Origin of the sequence: Clostridium tagluense, assembly GCF_003865095.1 — a bacterium.
GTDB classification, from domain to species: Bacteria; Bacillota; Clostridia; order Clostridiales; family Clostridiaceae; genus Clostridium_AD; species Clostridium_AD tagluense.
In genome coordinates, this window is sequence record NZ_BHYK01000011.1 from 94124 (window position 1) to 110234 (window position 16111).

At 29.1% G+C, this 16111-nt stretch carries 16 protein-coding genes; 9 read left to right on the forward strand and 7 right to left on the reverse strand.

What is annotated here, in order from left to right:
- Nucleotides 1–22 precede the first annotated feature (22 nt).
- Together cysK and Ctaglu_RS11670 are read left to right on the forward strand one after the other, a co-directional pair.
- The gene (cysK, locus tag Ctaglu_RS11665) at nt 23–934 is read left to right on the forward strand and encodes a cysteine synthase A (RefSeq protein ID WP_373861675.1); all 912 of its coding nucleotides are present in this window, start codon (nt 23–25) and stop codon (nt 932–934) included.
- Nucleotides 935–1006: 72 nt separating this feature from the next.
- Entirely contained in the window at nt 1007–1486 is a 480-nt protein-coding gene (locus tag Ctaglu_RS11670) for a PIN domain-containing protein (RefSeq protein ID WP_125001729.1), read from the forward strand.
- Between the two features lie 67 nt (nt 1487–1553).
- On the opposite strand, the gene Ctaglu_RS11675 is transcribed toward Ctaglu_RS11670, so the two are convergent.
- The 4 genes from Ctaglu_RS11675 to pgmB all read right to left on the reverse strand — a co-directional run bounded on the left by Ctaglu_RS11675 (nt 1554) and on the right by pgmB (nt 5935).
- Nucleotides 1554–2141, reverse strand: coding sequence for a protein kinase (locus Ctaglu_RS11675; RefSeq protein WP_125001732.1), 588 nt, complete (start codon nt 2139–2141; stop codon nt 1554–1556).
- 85 nt (nt 2142–2226) lie between these two features.
- Nucleotides 2227–2682: a hypothetical protein gene (locus Ctaglu_RS11680; RefSeq protein ID WP_125001735.1), complete on the reverse strand. Its 456-nt coding sequence runs from the start codon at nt 2680–2682 to the stop codon at nt 2227–2229.
- 195 nt (nt 2683–2877) lie between these two features.
- Nucleotides 2878–5187: a family 65 glycosyl hydrolase domain-containing protein gene (locus Ctaglu_RS11685; RefSeq protein WP_125001738.1), complete on the reverse strand. Its 2310-nt coding sequence runs from the start codon at nt 5185–5187 to the stop codon at nt 2878–2880.
- A 100-nt stretch (nt 5188–5287) separates the two neighbouring features.
- Nucleotides 5288–5935 (reverse strand): beta-phosphoglucomutase, encoded by a 648-nt coding sequence (gene pgmB, locus Ctaglu_RS11690; protein WP_125001741.1) that lies wholly within the window; start codon nt 5933–5935, stop codon nt 5288–5290.
- Nucleotides 5936–6416: 481 nt separating this feature from the next.
- Here pgmB and Ctaglu_RS11695 point away from each other — a divergent pair, with 481 nt between their 5' ends.
- Together Ctaglu_RS11695 and pulA are read left to right on the forward strand one after the other, a co-directional pair.
- Entirely contained in the window at nt 6417–7415 is a 999-nt protein-coding gene (locus tag Ctaglu_RS11695; RefSeq protein ID WP_125001744.1) for a LacI family DNA-binding transcriptional regulator, read from the forward strand.
- A gap of 88 nt (nt 7416–7503) precedes the next feature.
- Nucleotides 7504–9393 (forward strand): type I pullulanase, encoded by a 1890-nt coding sequence (gene pulA, locus Ctaglu_RS11700; RefSeq protein ID WP_125001747.1) that lies wholly within the window; start codon nt 7504–7506, stop codon nt 9391–9393.
- A gap of 147 nt (nt 9394–9540) precedes the next feature.
- On the opposite strand, the gene Ctaglu_RS11705 is transcribed toward pulA, so the two are convergent.
- Complete coding sequence (locus Ctaglu_RS11705) at nt 9541–9723, reverse strand: hypothetical protein (RefSeq protein ID WP_125001750.1); 183 nt, start codon at nt 9721–9723, stop codon at nt 9541–9543.
- A 682-nt stretch (nt 9724–10405) separates the two neighbouring features.
- A complete protein-coding gene (locus Ctaglu_RS11710; protein ID WP_125001753.1) occupies nt 10406–10621 on the reverse strand; it encodes a YwbE family protein in 216 nt (71 codons plus the stop codon).
- A gap of 193 nt (nt 10622–10814) precedes the next feature.
- Between Ctaglu_RS11710 and Ctaglu_RS11715 the strand changes: the two genes are divergently transcribed.
- Both Ctaglu_RS11715 and Ctaglu_RS25195 read left to right on the forward strand, forming a co-directional pair.
- Entirely contained in the window at nt 10815–11474 is a 660-nt protein-coding gene (locus Ctaglu_RS11715; protein WP_125001755.1) for a hypothetical protein, read from the forward strand.
- Nucleotides 11475–11669: 195 nt separating this feature from the next.
- Complete coding sequence (locus tag Ctaglu_RS25195; RefSeq protein WP_164943594.1) at nt 11670–11828, forward strand: hypothetical protein; 159 nt, start codon at nt 11670–11672, stop codon at nt 11826–11828.
- Nucleotides 11829–11957: 129 nt separating this feature from the next.
- Here Ctaglu_RS25195 and Ctaglu_RS11720 read toward each other — a convergent pair whose 3' ends face one another.
- Nucleotides 11958–12446: a hypothetical protein gene (locus Ctaglu_RS11720; RefSeq protein ID WP_373861676.1), complete on the reverse strand. Its 489-nt coding sequence runs from the start codon at nt 12444–12446 to the stop codon at nt 11958–11960.
- Nucleotides 12447–12690: 244 nt separating this feature from the next.
- Here Ctaglu_RS11720 and Ctaglu_RS11725 point away from each other — a divergent pair, with 244 nt between their 5' ends.
- The 3 genes from Ctaglu_RS11725 to Ctaglu_RS11735 all read left to right on the forward strand — a co-directional run bounded on the left by Ctaglu_RS11725 (nt 12691) and on the right by Ctaglu_RS11735 (nt 15973).
- On the forward strand, nt 12691–13764 hold the full coding sequence (locus Ctaglu_RS11725) for a protease complex subunit PrcB family protein (RefSeq protein ID WP_125001761.1): 1074 nt from the start codon (nt 12691–12693) through the stop codon (nt 13762–13764).
- 186 nt (nt 13765–13950) lie between these two features.
- Nucleotides 13951–15003, forward strand: a complete 1053-nt coding sequence (locus Ctaglu_RS11730; protein ID WP_125001764.1) for an FAD:protein FMN transferase — start codon at nt 13951–13953, stop codon at nt 15001–15003.
- A 97-nt stretch (nt 15004–15100) separates the two neighbouring features.
- Nucleotides 15101–15973, forward strand: a complete 873-nt coding sequence (locus tag Ctaglu_RS11735) for a tRNA 2-thiocytidine biosynthesis TtcA family protein (protein ID WP_125001767.1) — start codon at nt 15101–15103, stop codon at nt 15971–15973.
- Nucleotides 15974–16111: the final 138 nt, after the last annotated feature.

Here is a 16111-nt window from a genome sequence, read left to right on the forward strand (position 1 = left end):
ATTAATAAAATAATCGTAGTAGGTGATTAAAATGTATACTAATAGTATTTTAAATTTAATTGGAAATACACCACTTATAAGCTTGAAAAAGCTATATGATTCAAATATATTTGCTAAGGCTGAATTTCTTAATCCAGGTGGAAGCATAAAGGACAGAATTGCAAAATTTATGATTGAACAAGCAGAAAAAGAAGGACTGCTTACGCATGGAATGACAATAATGGAAGCTACATCAGGGAATACGGGTATAGGGATAACATTAGTAGGAATTCAAAAGGGATATAAAGTTGTTATTGTAATGCCTGAAAATATGAGTGAGGAAAGAAAGAAGATAATTAGATTGCTAGGAGGAGAACTTATATTAACACCTAGGTCAGAAAATGTAGAAGGAGCTTTAAATGAAGTTAAAAGACAAATAGAGGCTAATTCCAATATTTTCGTGCCTAATCAATTTACTAACATTAATAATCCACTAATTCATTATAATACAACTGCTGTTGAAATATGGAGTGAACTTCAGGGCAATGTAGATATTTTCATATCAGGAATAGGTAGTGGAGGAACACTTCAAGGTATCGGTTCATTTTTAAAAGACAAGAACCCAAAATGCATAATTGCTGCTGTAGAACCAAAGAATGTTTCTGCTCTTTTAGGGCATACTCCCGGATTCCACAAGATACAAGGAATAGGGGATGGATTTATTCCAAAAGTATTAGATGTTTCATTGATTGATGATATAATAATGGTTACTGATGAAGATGCTATTGAGACTTCTAAAAAAATAGCAAGGGTAGCAGGAGCTTTAGTTGGAATTTCTTCTGGAGCAAATATATGGGCAGCAAAAAAAATGGCAGAGAAATATGGGAAGGATAAAAATATAGTGACTATTTTGCCAGATAGAGCGGAAAGATATTTTAGTATGGATTTGTTCTAAGATAAAGTTAAAATGCAGATATCTTTTTACTGAAAATCTAATATAGATTTATTTCTAAAAGGAGATAAGAAAATGATTTGTAAAGAATATTTATTAGATGCTAATATAGTTATAAAAGTGTGGAATAAATATCCTACCTTATTAGATACTATTGAAAATGTAGAATGGGTTGATTTTAAAATCTCTGAGGAAATTGCTGGAGAGTTATCCGTAAAAGAATATGCAAAATTCAACGAAGACTTTGTACTGTCAAATAAATTTTTAAAATTATTAGGGCATATTATTACTAATAATTGCCCCAGTTTTACTGAAGATTGCATAGGTGGTAGTCCTATTAAATATGAGAAGAATAAAAATATATATTTTGTTAATGGAGATAAAATTTCTATAAATGACTATAGCCTAATCCATATTTGCGAAAGGAATAAAGATTATACCCTTGTGACTGAAGATAAAAAGATGCTCAGAAGTGCAAAAATCATATTAGATGCTTCAAGGGTATTAAACTTTGATCAATTCGTAGATGATTTAAAAGGATTAAATGTATTATAATGACGCAACATAAAAGGCTGCAATTTAGTGAATTGAAGCCTTTTATGCTATTTTGAACTATTCAAATTTATTTGATGTTTTTTTCTAAATATTGTTTGAAGTTAAAATTCCATAACTCATAAATTTTAGAATTTTCATCACTAACTGTTGATAAAAATTCATCTAGCACGCCTAAGTTATTTAGGCCTTTCATTAGATGTCTAGGATAGATTACTTTCTTCGAATAATTATTTTTAGGATCAATGACAGTAATTGAAAAATCTTCTTTTAAGTACAAGTCTTTACACCTAATATCTAGTCTCTTAAAATTTAGCTTCTTGAATTCTTCAATAAGCCTTATAATGTTATGTGAGATTTCTTTATTTATACCATGCTTTTTTATATATTTGTCTAGCCGCTCTCCACTTGCATAATCTCGTACAATGTAGTAATCTCCATGTTCATAAACTTTAGGAAAAAATTTACTTCTTCTAGTTTTCATAAAAATATCATATTCCTTGCTACAAATTCTTTTATTTTTAAAAATTTTGATTACTCTTTGGTTAGGAAGGGAATATACTATTCCATTATGACCAGACCCTAAAAATTCTGATGTTCTAAGCATTTTTTCTACTTTGCTATTTAATTGAATATAATAATCGGACTTTTCATTCATATTATCATCTTCTTTATAATTATATTACTATATTATATGATAGAAGTTTGTAAGTATTTCTTAGATATGAATAAAAATAATATAATTATTTTTTATCTAGATAATTTTTGTTATCCCATGCCATTTTTATTGCATCATTAATATTATTTGTAAATTTGTTCCTATAAGAAACAAAATTTCTCCCATCTTGAATTATTTTGCCTGTGTTTTGGGGAGGTTCTTTAATTTTAAAAACCATATCATTGAGATCTTCTAGCCTTTTAATTAGGCTAATATTTTGTTTTTGGAGTTCATCAGCATAAGTGTCAGAATTACATTGAACTATATTTGAATTAATCAATGTTTCAGAATACTGAAAGCCTTTAAATATTCCCTTATAATAGGATAGTTCAATAAAATCGCGAATTCTAAGTGAGCTGGTTTGTTTTAATAATGATTCTATATAAAAATCCTCTATATCATCCTTCTTAAAGCCGCTTTTAACTGCTCTATTCATAACTCTATCTGCTATTGCTTTAATTTTTATATTCTTAAAATTCATAATTTTCCTCCACTGTTTAATTTTTCTTTTGATTGTTTGAAATTAATTATAATTTAACCCCATATAATCTTATCAAAATAAGTGCCATGAGTAAACAAAAAAACCTCAGCACTAAAAATATATGCTGAGGCTTATTGTTTATTTAAAGATTTTTCGTTTATTTAAACGTTTTTCGTTTATTTAAACGTCTTACGTTTATTGTATTGGAATTTCTAATAAAGCATTTCCATTTAAAGTGTGATCACTGTTATAAATTGATAAGTTAACTGATATGTCATTTTCATTTTGTATTTGAAGAATGCTATCATTAAATTTAATGTTTAAAAGTGCACCTCTAAAGGTTATTTTAAAAGAGCATGAGCGCCAGTGCTTAGGGATAAATGGATTTAATATTAATTTATTATCGCAAACTCTGAGACCTCCAAACCCATGGACTACTGCCATCCATGTTCCTGCCATACTAGTAGAGTGACAACCATCCTTTGTGTCGTTGTTATAATTATCAAGATCAAGTCTAGAAGTCCTTAAATACATTTCATAAGCTTTATCATAATTCCCGATTTTTGTAGCTAATATAGTATGAATGCAAGGTGACAAAGAGGACTCGTGTACAGTTCTAGGTTCATAAAAATCAAAATTTCTTTTAATTGTATCAGTATCATATTCCCCTTCAAATAAGTAAATACCTTGAAGTACATCAGCTTGTTTTATAAAGCATGAACGTAGTATTCTATCCCATGACCAGTTTTGATTTATTGGTAGATGTTTTTTATCTAATTCACTAACTAATATCTGCTCTTTATCCATATATCCATCTTGTTGAAGAAAAATTCCAAGTTCTTCATCACAAGGATAGTACATATTTTCAATGATATTATTCCAAGTAATGATTTCTGAATCCTTAAAATTAAGCTTTTTCTTAAGTTCACTTAATCTTTCAGGTTCATTTTGGCTTAGGTAATTTAAGACCTCAATTGTATACTTTAAAGTCCAGCAGGCAATTTTATTTGTATACCAATTATTATTTACATTATTTTCATATTCATTAGGTCCAGTAACACCTAGAATCACATATTTATTTTTACTTTTTGAGAAAGTAGCTCTTTGAGCCCAAAATCTTGATATAGCTGTAAGTACCTCAAAACTAAATTCACCAAGGCAAGACTTATCTCCAGTATAATTCACATAATTATAATTAGCATAAGCTATGGCTCCATTTCTGTGTATTTCCTCAAAAGTTATTTCCCACTCATTATGGCATTCCTCACCATTCATTGTTACCATTGGATAAAGGGCTGCTCCATTTGTAAAACCTAATTTCTCAGCATTTTCTATGGCTTTGTCTAACTGCTTGTACCTATATAATAAAAGATTCTTTGATACTTTTTCCTGTGAAGTACTTAGATAAAATGGTATGCAATATGCTTCGGTATCCCAGTAAGTGCTTCCACCATATTTTTCACCAGTGAAGCCTTTTGGGCCTATATTTAGCCTATAATCTTCTCCTGTATAGGTCTGATTTAATTGGAATATATTGAATCTAATTCCTTGCTGCGCTGGAATATCGCCGTCAATAACTATATCGCTTTCCTTCCACTTTTCTTCCCAAGCATCAGCCTGTTCTTTTAGTAATGTTTCAAATCCATCCATTTTAGCTTTGCTGCAAAGTTTTTTAGTTATTCCAATTAGCTCATCTTTTTCATAATATCTTGAGGAGGTATTTGCAACATATTTATAAATTACCACTTCATCATTTTCATTGCAATGAACTAACACATTATTAGAAATGTATTTTTCACTTTGCTTAAATTCTGCAATTGGTTTAATAATTTCACCGTTTTTAGTTATTTCATAGGTCATATATGTGCAGATGTGGAAATCTAATTTCTTGGTTTTAAGCATCATATATCCTTCATAAGGTTTAACTTCACTAGAAATCTCATCCCAGAACTTCTCGTCATAATTGGAATCAGAATTCATAACATCTCCATCAAGGTAAGGTGTAATCTCTAGTTTACCTTTAAAGTTCAATGGTTTTATAGAATATTTAATTGTGCCTATTTCACCTCGCTTCATACTTATAAATCGTTTACTGTTTACTTCAATCTCATTACCGTTTGAAAGTACTGCCACAAAGCTTCTTTGTAAATATCCTTGTTTCATGTTCAAAACTCTCTCAAATTGTTTTACGCTGCACTTAGCAAGATCTAGTGAAATATCATTAATTTTAATGTTTATACCAATCCAATTTGTTGAATTTAAAACCTTAGCAAAATATTCTGGATAGCCGTTTTTCCACCACCCAACCCTTGTTTTGTCAGGATAATAGACGCCTGCTATATAATTGCCTTGAAGAGATGTACCACTATAATCTTCTTCAAAATTTGCCCTTTGTCCCATATATCCATTACCTAAACTAAAAATACTCTCAGATATTTCATTGTTATCTGCATTAAATCCTTGTTCAATAATATTCCATTCGTCTAATTTATAATAGTGTTTCATTAAAATCCTCCTAGTTATTCTTAGGGGCATTAAACAATTCTCAATTGTTTATCCCATTAGATGTTCTCTGGGGCACAAAACAATTCTCAATTGTTTTGCCTTATAGTTTTAATTTATCAAAAGTCATATCAGAAAACCCTGCTAGGACTAAATGAGCCATTTTTAATATATTTTTAGAACCTATTCCAATGCAATACATTCCAGCATTAATGGCAGCTTCCACTCCGGCCTCCGCATCTTCAAAGACAATGCACTCACTAGGCAATACCTTAAGTGCCTCAGCTCCTTTTAAGAAAACTTCAGGGTCAGGTTTTGCTTTAGAAACTTTTGTACCATCAATTATAGCATCAAAATAATTCGTTAAATTTAACTTATCAAGAATAAGCATAGAATTCTTACTTGCAGAACCTAATGCAATTTTTATGCTATCTACTTTAAGACTTTCTAAAAAACCAATAACCCCAGGTAAAATATCCTTTGGAGTTAAATTGGAAATATAATCCACGTACCAAATGTTCTTTTTTTGGGCTAGTTGAATTTTTGTATCAGAGTCTAGTGTAATATTTCCTATCTCTAATATGATATCCAATGACCGCATTCTGCTTACACCTTTTAATCTTTCATTGTCTTGCAATGAAAACTGAATGTTTAATTCCTGTGCTAGTCTCTTCCATGCTAAATAATGATATTTAGCAGTATCTACCAATACTCCATCTAAATCAAATATAACTGCTTTAATATTGTGCATAGCTTCCTCCTTTATTTTATGTAAATTATTATATCAATGAAAGTATTTACTTTAATATGTTAATGTCTATAGTTATATAATAATATAAAATGATGGATTTGTGAATGCGTTTGCACAAAATAATTTGTATTATTTTTTATAGGTCAAAACATTGCGATTGGAATAATGAAATAGTATACATTCAACAAATTCAATGGTGTAACAAACTAAGTATAGGTAAAGTAGTTATACCAACAAAAGTAAAAAAATATTATTATTGACAGGAGTTAAGCTAAAAGATTATAATCAGGGTAAATAATTTGCAACCGATTGCATAAAATGGCGTAGCACTTAACTATAATTGTGATTCCTTTATATGAAACTAATATATTAATGTAATTCATATAATCTCTAACACTTATTCAAGCCAGCCTTGCACAATATTACATTTAATAATATAATCAACATAGAATATTTTTATAAATTAGGAAGTGAAGTTTTCATGTCGGTAACTATAAGAGAAGTAGCAAAGCTTGCAAATGTATCACCCTCAACAGTTTCAAGAGTAATTGCAGATAATCCTAAAATTAGTGATGCAACAAAGCAAAAAGTTTATAAAGCAATGAAGGAAATGAATTATCATCCTAATGCCATAGCTAGGAGTCTAGTTAGTAAAACAACAAAGACTATAGGACTTATTTTACCTAACACGGATGAAGATTTATTTGTTAACCCATTTTTCATTCAAATTATGAGAGGCATAAGCCATTATGCGCAAAAAAAAGGATATTATATTATGTATACTTACAGTAATAATGAAGATCAAGAAGTAGAGTATATAGCAAGTTTAATGAATAGTAGAAGAGTTGATGGCATTATTTTACCAGTAGTAAGGAAAAATGACAAATGCATTGCTTATTTAAAAGAAGCTGATTATCCTTTTGTAGTAATAGGTAAACCTGAAGATACAGAAGGGCTTTTATGGGTTGATAATGATAACTTTCACGCCATGTACAGTGTTGTTAATTATCTAATACAAAAGGGTGAGAGAAAAATTGCGTTTATAGGAGGTTCGCCTACACTTAATGTAACTATAAATAGGTTAGAAGGTTATAAGAAAGCTATGGAGAATATTGGCGTAAAAATAGATGAAAATATGATACAAGTAGCAGAATTTACAGAAACTAGTGGTTATGATGCTATGAAAAGAATTTTGGAGAATTCAAGTCCTACAGCAGTTGTTACCACTGATGATTTAATAGCATTTGGTGCCTCAAAAGCTATAAACGAAATGTCGCAAGAGCACATTTCAATTGTTGGGTTTAATAATACTCCATTGACTGCCTACAGGAATCCAGCTCTATCTTCAGTTGATATTAATTCTGAAGAATTAGGTTATTTTGCGGTTAAGCTATTAATAAACAAATTAGAGAATGAAAAAGAATATATAACCAACTATATTATTGATACAAAATTAGTTGAAAGAGAATCAACTAAATAACTCTAGATTTCTGGAGTTATTTTTTAAATACATACATATTATTTAGAACATAGTTTTTTTATTATTTTTTAAGGAGAGAGATTAACTAATGGAAAATGTATTAGAAAGCATAGAATTCACTTACGATGGAAACGATTTAGGCGCAGTGTATACTCCTCAGTATACAATCTTTAAGGTTTGGGCACCTACTGTGGAAAAAATCACAGTAGTCCTGTATGAAACTTTTAGTGATGATCTGGGACAGAGACATTCCATGACTAAAGGACAAAAAGGCGTTTGGGAACTTAATCTTCAGGGCGATTTTAAAAATAAATATTATAATTATTTAGTATTAAATAATGGTGTCGAAAAAGAAACACAGGATATCTATACTAAAGGATGCAGTGCCAATGGTAAAAAAGGGATGATTGTTGATTTCAGTTCTATAAATCCTGTGAATTGGGAAAATCATCTAAGAGCATTACCAATTAATAGAACTCAGGCAATAATATATGAAATTCATATTAGGGATTTTTCAGTATGGGCGGACTCAGGAATTAAAAATAAAGGCCAATATTTGGGTTTTGCTGAGAAAGATACTAAAACCCCTGAGGGTATTGTTACAGGACTTGACCATCTTATAGATTTAGGAATAACTCATGTTCATTTAATGCCTGTTTATGATTTTGCAAGTGTGGATGAAACTGCGGGTGGATATAACTGGGGATATGATCCTTATTTATATAATGTTCCAGAGGGTTCTTATGCTTCGAATTCAAATGATGGCACTGTTCGAATTAGAGAGTTTAAGACTATGATTCAAGCTTTGCATGAAAATGGTATTAGTGTAGTTATGGATGTTGTATATAATCACTCTTTTGCTATTGATAATTCACCAATGGATATCTTGGTTCCAGGATATTATTATAGGAGAGATGAGAACGGAAACTACACTAATGGTTCAGGGTGCGGAAATGAAATAGCTTCAGAAAAACTAATGGTAAGAAAATTTATAGTAGATAGCATTATGTTTTGGGCCCGCGAATACAAGATAGATGGATTTAGATTTGATTTAATGGCTCTACATGATATTGATACAATGAAAGAAGTAGCCCGGCAAGCAAAAATTATTAATCCAAATATTATTATCTACGGCGAGCCATGGACAGGTGGAGAATCATCATTAGACCAGTCAAAACAAGTAAGAAAAGGAAGCCAAAGGGGCCTGCAAGTATCTTTATTTAATGATGATATGAGAAATGCAATAAAGGGAGATAATGACGGCAACTGGGCAGGCTTTGTAAATGGTGGCGGTGGTCTCCAGGCAGAAATTAAGAAAGGTATTGTTGGTGGCATTAGATATAGCAACGAAATATGTAATTTTGCGCAAGAACCTGGAGAATCAATAAACTATGTAAGTTCACATGATAATTTATGCTTATATGATAAATTTGAAAAAAGCAATCCGAGTAATACTCCTTTAGAAAGAGAAAAAATGAATAGATTGGCACTAGCTATAATTCTTACTTGTCAAGGCGTGCCTTTTATTCAAGGAGGAACAGAAATACTAAGGACTAAACAAGGAAATCACAATAGCTATAATTCTGGTGACGCTGTGAATGGAATAGACTGGAGTAGAAAAGCTGAATACATGGAAACTTATGAATATATTAAGGGGTTAATCTCTTTAAGAAAAAGCCAAAAGGTTATGACCTTAGACAATGATTATGAGGTAATAAAATCCTTGGTATTCCTTGAATCACCTTATAATTCTGTGGCATACCAATTAACTTCAAACTTTAAAGAGGATTTTAGTAAATTAATTATAATTCATAATTCTAATAACGGAGAAATAAAAATAGTATTACCAGATTCTAATGAATGGAAAGTTTTAGCCAATGAATATGAAGTGGATAAAACAGGCGTAAGCAAGGGAACAAAAACTTGTATTAATGAAGTAAGCATACCTTCCATTTCTACCTATATATTATGTAGATAATGATTAATAAAGAATTTTTTAGAGTAGAGTGTACCTAAAGTGACAATGTATAGAAATGGAAAAACCTGCAATCACAAGATTTGCAGGTTTTTGCTTTATTCAAATTCATATTCTAAATTATTAATTGCTTTGATATAATGCCAGACTCTAAGGCTCTATTTCAATATAAGCTATTGCCTTTTTGTTAAACAAGTATTTCTTACCCATTGTATTAACCTCATGAGGTCTGGAGTTTTCAAAATTGTAAAACCAGCTTTTAAATAAATCAGCTTCAGATTGTTTTAAATCAAGTAATTCTTTGTCACCACTAATAAAAGAAATCGTTAACATTTTATGCCCTCCCTATAAGTAAGTATTCTATACTTAGACATATTCTATACTAAAGAGAAATTTCCTCTATTTGTAGTACTATTTATTTAAATTATTTATTATAAAAATTAAACACCTAAATTTTTACAAATAATTTTATAGAAAAAAAAGAAACCTACACTAGACTGGGACAGTGATAGATTTGCTTTTTTATAATTAGTCTAAACATTCTAAACATTCATCAATTACTTCTTCTGTAATTTCAAATAATTCGTCGTTTTTCATATAAATACCTCCTTATTGGTATACAAGGTTACAAAACTAGTAATAATTGTTTTGTCCTTTAATTTAATCATAAATCTTGCTATAACAAATTGTATTATGTTATAAGCGTTATCAGTACATTATTCAACAAAATTTTTAATAAGGGATTCATTAAGAGATTTTAGAATGAAGAGGGTAAGAATTGAAATTTTAAAATTCATGTCTTCTCTTGTTAAGGATTTTAATGATCCGTTTTTTTACTACGTATTGGGGAGTAGTTTATAACTTTAAAAAATTATTTGTTTCTACTAGGTAACTTTATTATTATATATCATTTTAATCTAAAATGCAAGCACAATTTTGGATTAAAATGAAAAAGCCAATTTACCATTGAATATTTACAACAGTAAATTGGCTTTTAACTTTAAACTATTAGTTGTTATTTTGATATAATGACTTGAACTCTACCTACCTGACCATCTTCTAACATAACCTTTATACCCCTATGATGTACAGCAGAGTTGGTTAAAAGCCTCTTTACTACACCTCTTGTTAGTGTATTAGTTCGTTGGTCTTTTTTTAAAACAACATCTACAGTAGTTCCTATAGGTATATTATTTCTTATTTGTCCTCTATTATCATTTGGTGTAATCATGTGCTTTTAGTCTCCTTCAATAAAATTACTTTAAAGCATAAACTTAATTATCCATAAAGTTTATGCTTTATATATAAACAATACTCTAATTATCATTGTCTTGTCAAAAAAATTAGCAAAGGCTATAAGAATAAAATATATTTATATGGAAAATATAATGTAGAAAATATTTTTTTGAAAAGGAGAAATTGGAATGCACGAATTTTTGCCATTTATACCTGCTCAGCTTATATCATCTATATCTATTATAATTGGTGCTATTTTAGGCGGAATTTTCAGTTGGTTTATAGCCAAAAATTCTACTTGCAAATCAATTGAAACACAAAGTAAAATTGAAAAAACCAAAAGAGAATATCAAGAGCAAGATAAAGAGCTTAAACTCAATGAGTATGCCACTATTATTCAATTAGACATATGTACTTCCTTATTTCAAAGTTTAAGAATGTTAAAAGAATTTGATGGTAATAATAAAACTAGTATTTATCCTGTACCTATGAACTTTAATTATGCTGAGGCTATTGTAGCTTTAACTAAAATCTTTAATTTAAAAGAAATGAGCTATATCTATCAGTTATATGGAATTATAGAGAAATTGAAAAATGATACAAATGGGTATCATTTTGATGATAGGCATTATACTTTAATAAAAGAAGATTGCGAGATGTTTATTAAAAAACTTTATGGAACCAATTTCTCAAAAGCATTAGACTTTGATATGGATAAAGTAAGTTATGAAGCGTTATTTGATAATGAGATTATAAAAGTGGAATATAAAAAGGTGTTAATTAAGTTAGGTAGCATTGTGGCAAGGATAGGAAAAAGTATTTCAGAAGGTAAATCATCATTTTTATAAAAAAGTACTGTTACATTTAAATATTATATTGAAATCTTGAGTGAATTAAGATAAACTGATTAGTAGGGAAAACAACAAGTTGAGTTTGTGTAGTGAATAAAAATATAGAAAATAAAAATGTATAAATTATAAACTTAAACATAAATTCTATAGTATCTAACATACTTTGATTTGCTACAAAAGGAGGAAAAATTTATGTCAAGTAATAATATTGAAATGATGAAAAAAATTATTGAGGAAAAGAAAAAGAAAAGTTCTGAGCAAGGTGGAATTTCAAGACCAGATAAGGTAATTGGAAAACAAAAAAAAGCAGCAAGAAGTACTAAAAAAACTGGCGGTTTATTTGATAGATAGAAATATATTAGTAATAGTTAAAATAGATAAGTCTCTCATTTAGAGGTGCTTTTTTCTAAAAGTAATAAGTGCTAGAGTCTCTAGCACTTATTACTACTTTAACGATATTTTAGCTTCGAAGAAAATAATTTAATCTAATCCAGTAATAGTACAATCTTTTTCTAAAACATCTCTGGCTTCTAAATAGTTACATAATTTAATAAATTCTTCTATTTTGTTAATGTTGCATAAATTTCTCAGATCAATAACAATACCAGTACTTTTATGCTTAATAAATTCCATGTTGTATATTTCGGTTTCTATAAAACCTTTTTTCCAATGATAGACACAGGCACAATAATCATCCCAGTTTTTTTCAAAATACTTTACTTTTGCATAACAAAGTCTATAAATTTGGAATATTATGCCTAAAGTTGAGGCTTTTTTAGTGAATTTATAGCTGAAATATTCCTGAGTAGGGTACTTATCTTTGACTCTTTGCCAATACAAGTTTTCATTACATATAAGGCAATATTTATCTATTACTTTGCTCTTTTCTTCTCCTAATTCACTCTTTAAACATTTATCTCTAGTTTCTTGAGTGCTTGTTTTTAGAATTTCGTAATCCAAATAAATCACTCCTTTATAACTCTATTAGTTACTAAAACCTACCATATAAATTAACAATGTTAGTAGTTACAAATACAGGATATACCTTGTTAAACAGATAGTCCAATATTTATATACAATAGATATTGATGTAACTATTATAATTTTTATAAAATTGTCACTTTATTGTTAAAATATTTTAAATTATGAAACATTACGCATTATACTATCGTCTAATAGATAAAGAATATTTATAAAATTGGAGGTAAAATTTATGAAGAGTAAAATAATAATTGGGTTAATATTGACTATGTCATTTACTTTTACATCACTGCCTGTTTCTGCATTAAATTCAAATGTAATAAGTGATGTTCCTAAACAAGGTATTACAGTTAATAAAATAAACTTTGAAGTAATAAGTGAAAAAGATTCCCCACAGATTCTAATGGAAATGGTTAATAAAAATAAAGATACAAAAGGCTTTGTTTTTACAGTAGATGATTCAACTGGTTATATTTACATTGCAGTAATGAGCGGTACTAAACCTACGGGTGGATATTCTATTGAAGTTAAAGGGATTGAAGATAATGAAGGGAAAACTAATGTATTTGTTAAAGAATTAATTCCAACAAAAGAAACCATGGTAACACAAGTTACAACGCAGCCTTATACAATTGTAAAGGCAATAGGCATAACACCAAATATAACCGTTAGAAACCAAAAAGACGAAGATTTTAATAATCTTATCATGGAAAAAGTACAGTCTCCTATAGGGATTGATTCTATGAGAGGAATTCTTAAAAAAATCGAAACTATAGATAAAAATACCTATGTTACTATTTTAGATGAAAAAGGTAGTTATCAATATTATTATTCATCAAATCCTAAAATATTTAAGGATCTAAAGGTTTCGGATAGGGTATTTATTAAATATGTTCTAGGTACTCCTTTAAAATATAAAGATACTATGGCAATGCCTTTAAATCAGATTTATCTAAACAGTCTTCCATCAAATATTCAAAACAAAAATTGGAAGGAATTTAAAAATTTTACTAACGTAGTAGAAGATAAAGAATGGACAATTAAATTTAATATAAGTATTAAAGATTTGAATTTTACTGGAGATACAGTATATGTTTTAGATAGTTTAGGAAATAAAGTGGATGTTGAATTAAGTGTAAGTTATGATAAGAAGTATGGGAAAGTTACACCACTTACAAAGTATAAATCTTCGGAAACCTATTATCTATTTGTATCAAAAAATATTGCAGATGAATGGAAAAATAAATCTACTATTGAAGGATATAGAATGATGTTTACAATAAGGGATATAGTGACAGTAGAATAATATAAAGATAATAAATTGACTATTTTTAAGAAAAATTATATAATAAGTTAATTATTTATTAAATTTATCTTTAAGGACTTTAGACTCAGGTCTAAGGTCCTTCTTGTTGATAAAAAAACATTACAATATTATAATAAACTTTAAGCCAAATGTAATTGATTAAATGGGAAAAAGAGGTGTATAATTATGATTTTTTCATCAAAGAATAAAAAATTCAAGATTATTGCAATATCTATTGTACTAGCAATAACGCTATCTGCTTGTTCTAAAAAAGTTACAAAGCCAGTAGAACCAATTTCTAGTACTGAGTTTTTAATGGGAACTGTGTGTACAATTAAAATCTATGATAAATCTTCTACTAAAGTATTAGATAGTGCTTTCAAAAGAATTCGTGAAATTGAAGATAAAATGAGTATCAATAAAGAGGCTAGTGAGGTTATAGATATAAATAATGCAGCCGGAGAAAAGCCAATTAAAATTTCTGATGGAACCGTTGAGGTTCTTAAAGAAGGTTTGAAATTTGCAGGATTAACAGGTGGAAAAATGGATATAACTGTAGGCCCCCTTGTAAAATTATGGGGAATAGGTACTGATGCAGCAAGGGTGCCTTCAAAAGGTGAAATTCAAGAAAAAAAAGCACTGATAAATTATAAAAACTTAATATTAGATGAAAAAAATAAAACAGCATTTCTTAAAAATAAAGGTATGATAATAGATTTAGGGGCTATAGCTAAGGGATATACTGCTGATGAAGTATCAAAGGTTTTAAAAGACAATGGCGTAGAACATGCTATTATAAACCTTGGGGGTAACGTATTTGCTATGGGTAAAAATATTACTGGAACTCCTTGGAAAATAGGAATTCAAGATCCGTTTACGCAAAGAGGTGATATTATCGGAATGATCCAAGTAGAAAATAAATCCATTGTTACTTCGGGTATTTATGAAAGATATTTTGAGAAAGATGGTAAGAAATATCACCATATTTTAAGTACTAGCACAGGATACCCTTGTGATAATTCTATAGCAGGAGTGTCCATAGTAAGTGAAAAATCAATTGATGGAGATGCTCTTTCTACTAGTGTGTTTTCATTGGGACTAGAAGACGGAATGAAATTCATAAATACCATGCCTGGAGTAGAAGGTATTTTTATAACTAAAGATAAGCAGGTATACACTACCACCGGGTTAAAAGATAAATTCAAAATCACAAATGCAGAATTCACATTAAAAAATTAGAAAAGAAAAAAACATACTATAAATTCCATTACACTTTTCAAAGACAAACTCTTCTTAAATATGCTATAATATTCTAATGTATTAGAGGGGTGATTTTATGAGTAGTATTGCAGGAGAAGGTTGTGAAATAAGAGTTCCATTTAATGAAAGAAAACCAATAGCTGAAATAGAACGTAGTCTTATTACAACCTATAGGAAAAATATTTGGTCAAAATTCACTAAAGCTATAGTGGATTATAAGTTAGTTTGCCAGGGTGATAAAATTGCTGTAGCTATCTCTGGCGGTAAGGATAGTCTAATAATGGCTAAATTATTTCAAGAGTTACAACATTACGGCGGTGTTAATTTTGAATTAGAGTTTATTGCAATGGATCCTGGTTATCATGAAAATATAAAAGAATTATTAATTGACAATTGTAAGCACTTAAATATCCCGGTGAAAATATTTGAATCAAGTGTTTTCCATATAATTGATAACATAGCAAAAGATTATCCTTGTTATATGTGCGCTAAAATGCGTCGTGGAGCTTTATATGCAAAGGCAGAAGAGCTAGGTTGCAATAAACTTGCCCTTGGACACCATTTTAATGATGTTGTTGAAACTACTATGTTAAATATTCTTTATTCAGGAAACTTTAAGACTATGCTTCCAAAATTAAAAGCACAGAATTTTAAGGGAATGGAATTGATTCGTCCTCTTTATTATATTGAAGAACAATATATTGAAGATTTCACTCAAAACAGTGGTATTTGGCCACTTAATTGTGCCTGCATGGTTGCAGCTAAAAAGATAGGAAACAAGCGCCATGAAATTAAAGCTTTAGTTAAAGATTTAAAGAAAAATTTTAGTGATGTTGATAAATCTATTTTTAGAGCTGCACAAAATGTAAATATGGATTCCATTTTAGGTTGGCAAAAAAGCGGAGAAAATTATTCGTATTTAGATTTTTATGATAAAGATGAAGATTAATAAACAGCAGTGGAACAATTATTAAGTTCTACTGCTGTTTATTATTAAATTGAAATATATTTTTGCTTTTAGGTATATCTTAGAAAAATTCAAGAAATGCTTTAGAAAGAGTTTATACCAGTATTGTATAATATAAAT

Bases quoted from the DNA above. Each gene is read 5' to 3' on its own strand.
- pulA (WP_125001747.1), top strand. From the start codon at position 7,504: ATGGAAAATGTATTAGAAAGCATAGAATTCACTTACGATGGAAACGAT.
- Ctaglu_RS11680 (WP_125001735.1), bottom strand. From the start codon at position 2,682: ATGAATTTTAAGAATATAAAAATTAAAGCAATAGCAGATAGAGTTATG.
- Ctaglu_RS11715 (WP_125001755.1), top strand. From the start codon at position 10,815: ATGCACGAATTTTTGCCATTTATACCTGCTCAGCTTATATCATCTATA.
- Ctaglu_RS11730 (WP_125001764.1), top strand. From the start codon at position 13,951: ATGATTTTTTCATCAAAGAATAAAAAATTCAAGATTATTGCAATATCT.
- pgmB (WP_125001741.1), bottom strand. From the start codon at position 5,935: ATGCACAATATTAAAGCAGTTATATTTGATTTAGATGGAGTATTGGTA.
- Ctaglu_RS25195 (WP_164943594.1), top strand. From the start codon at position 11,670: ATGTCAAGTAATAATATTGAAATGATGAAAAAAATTATTGAGGAAAAG.
- Ctaglu_RS11735 (WP_125001767.1), top strand. From the start codon at position 15,101: ATGAGTAGTATTGCAGGAGAAGGTTGTGAAATAAGAGTTCCATTTAAT.
- Ctaglu_RS11675 (WP_125001732.1), bottom strand. From the start codon at position 2,141: ATGAATGAAAAGTCCGATTATTATATTCAATTAAATAGCAAAGTAGAA.
- Ctaglu_RS11670 (WP_125001729.1), top strand. From the start codon at position 1,007: ATGATTTGTAAAGAATATTTATTAGATGCTAATATAGTTATAAAAGTG.
- Ctaglu_RS11710 (WP_125001753.1), bottom strand. From the start codon at position 10,621: ATGATTACACCAAATGATAATAGAGGACAAATAAGAAATAATATACCT.
- Ctaglu_RS11725 (WP_125001761.1), top strand. From the start codon at position 12,691: ATGAAGAGTAAAATAATAATTGGGTTAATATTGACTATGTCATTTACT.
- Ctaglu_RS11705 (WP_125001750.1), bottom strand. From the start codon at position 9,723: ATGTTAACGATTTCTTTTATTAGTGGTGACAAAGAATTACTTGATTTA.
- Ctaglu_RS11685 (WP_125001738.1), bottom strand. From the start codon at position 5,187: ATGAAACACTATTATAAATTAGACGAATGGAATATTATTGAACAAGGA.
- Ctaglu_RS11695 (WP_125001744.1), top strand. From the start codon at position 6,417: ATGTCGGTAACTATAAGAGAAGTAGCAAAGCTTGCAAATGTATCACCC.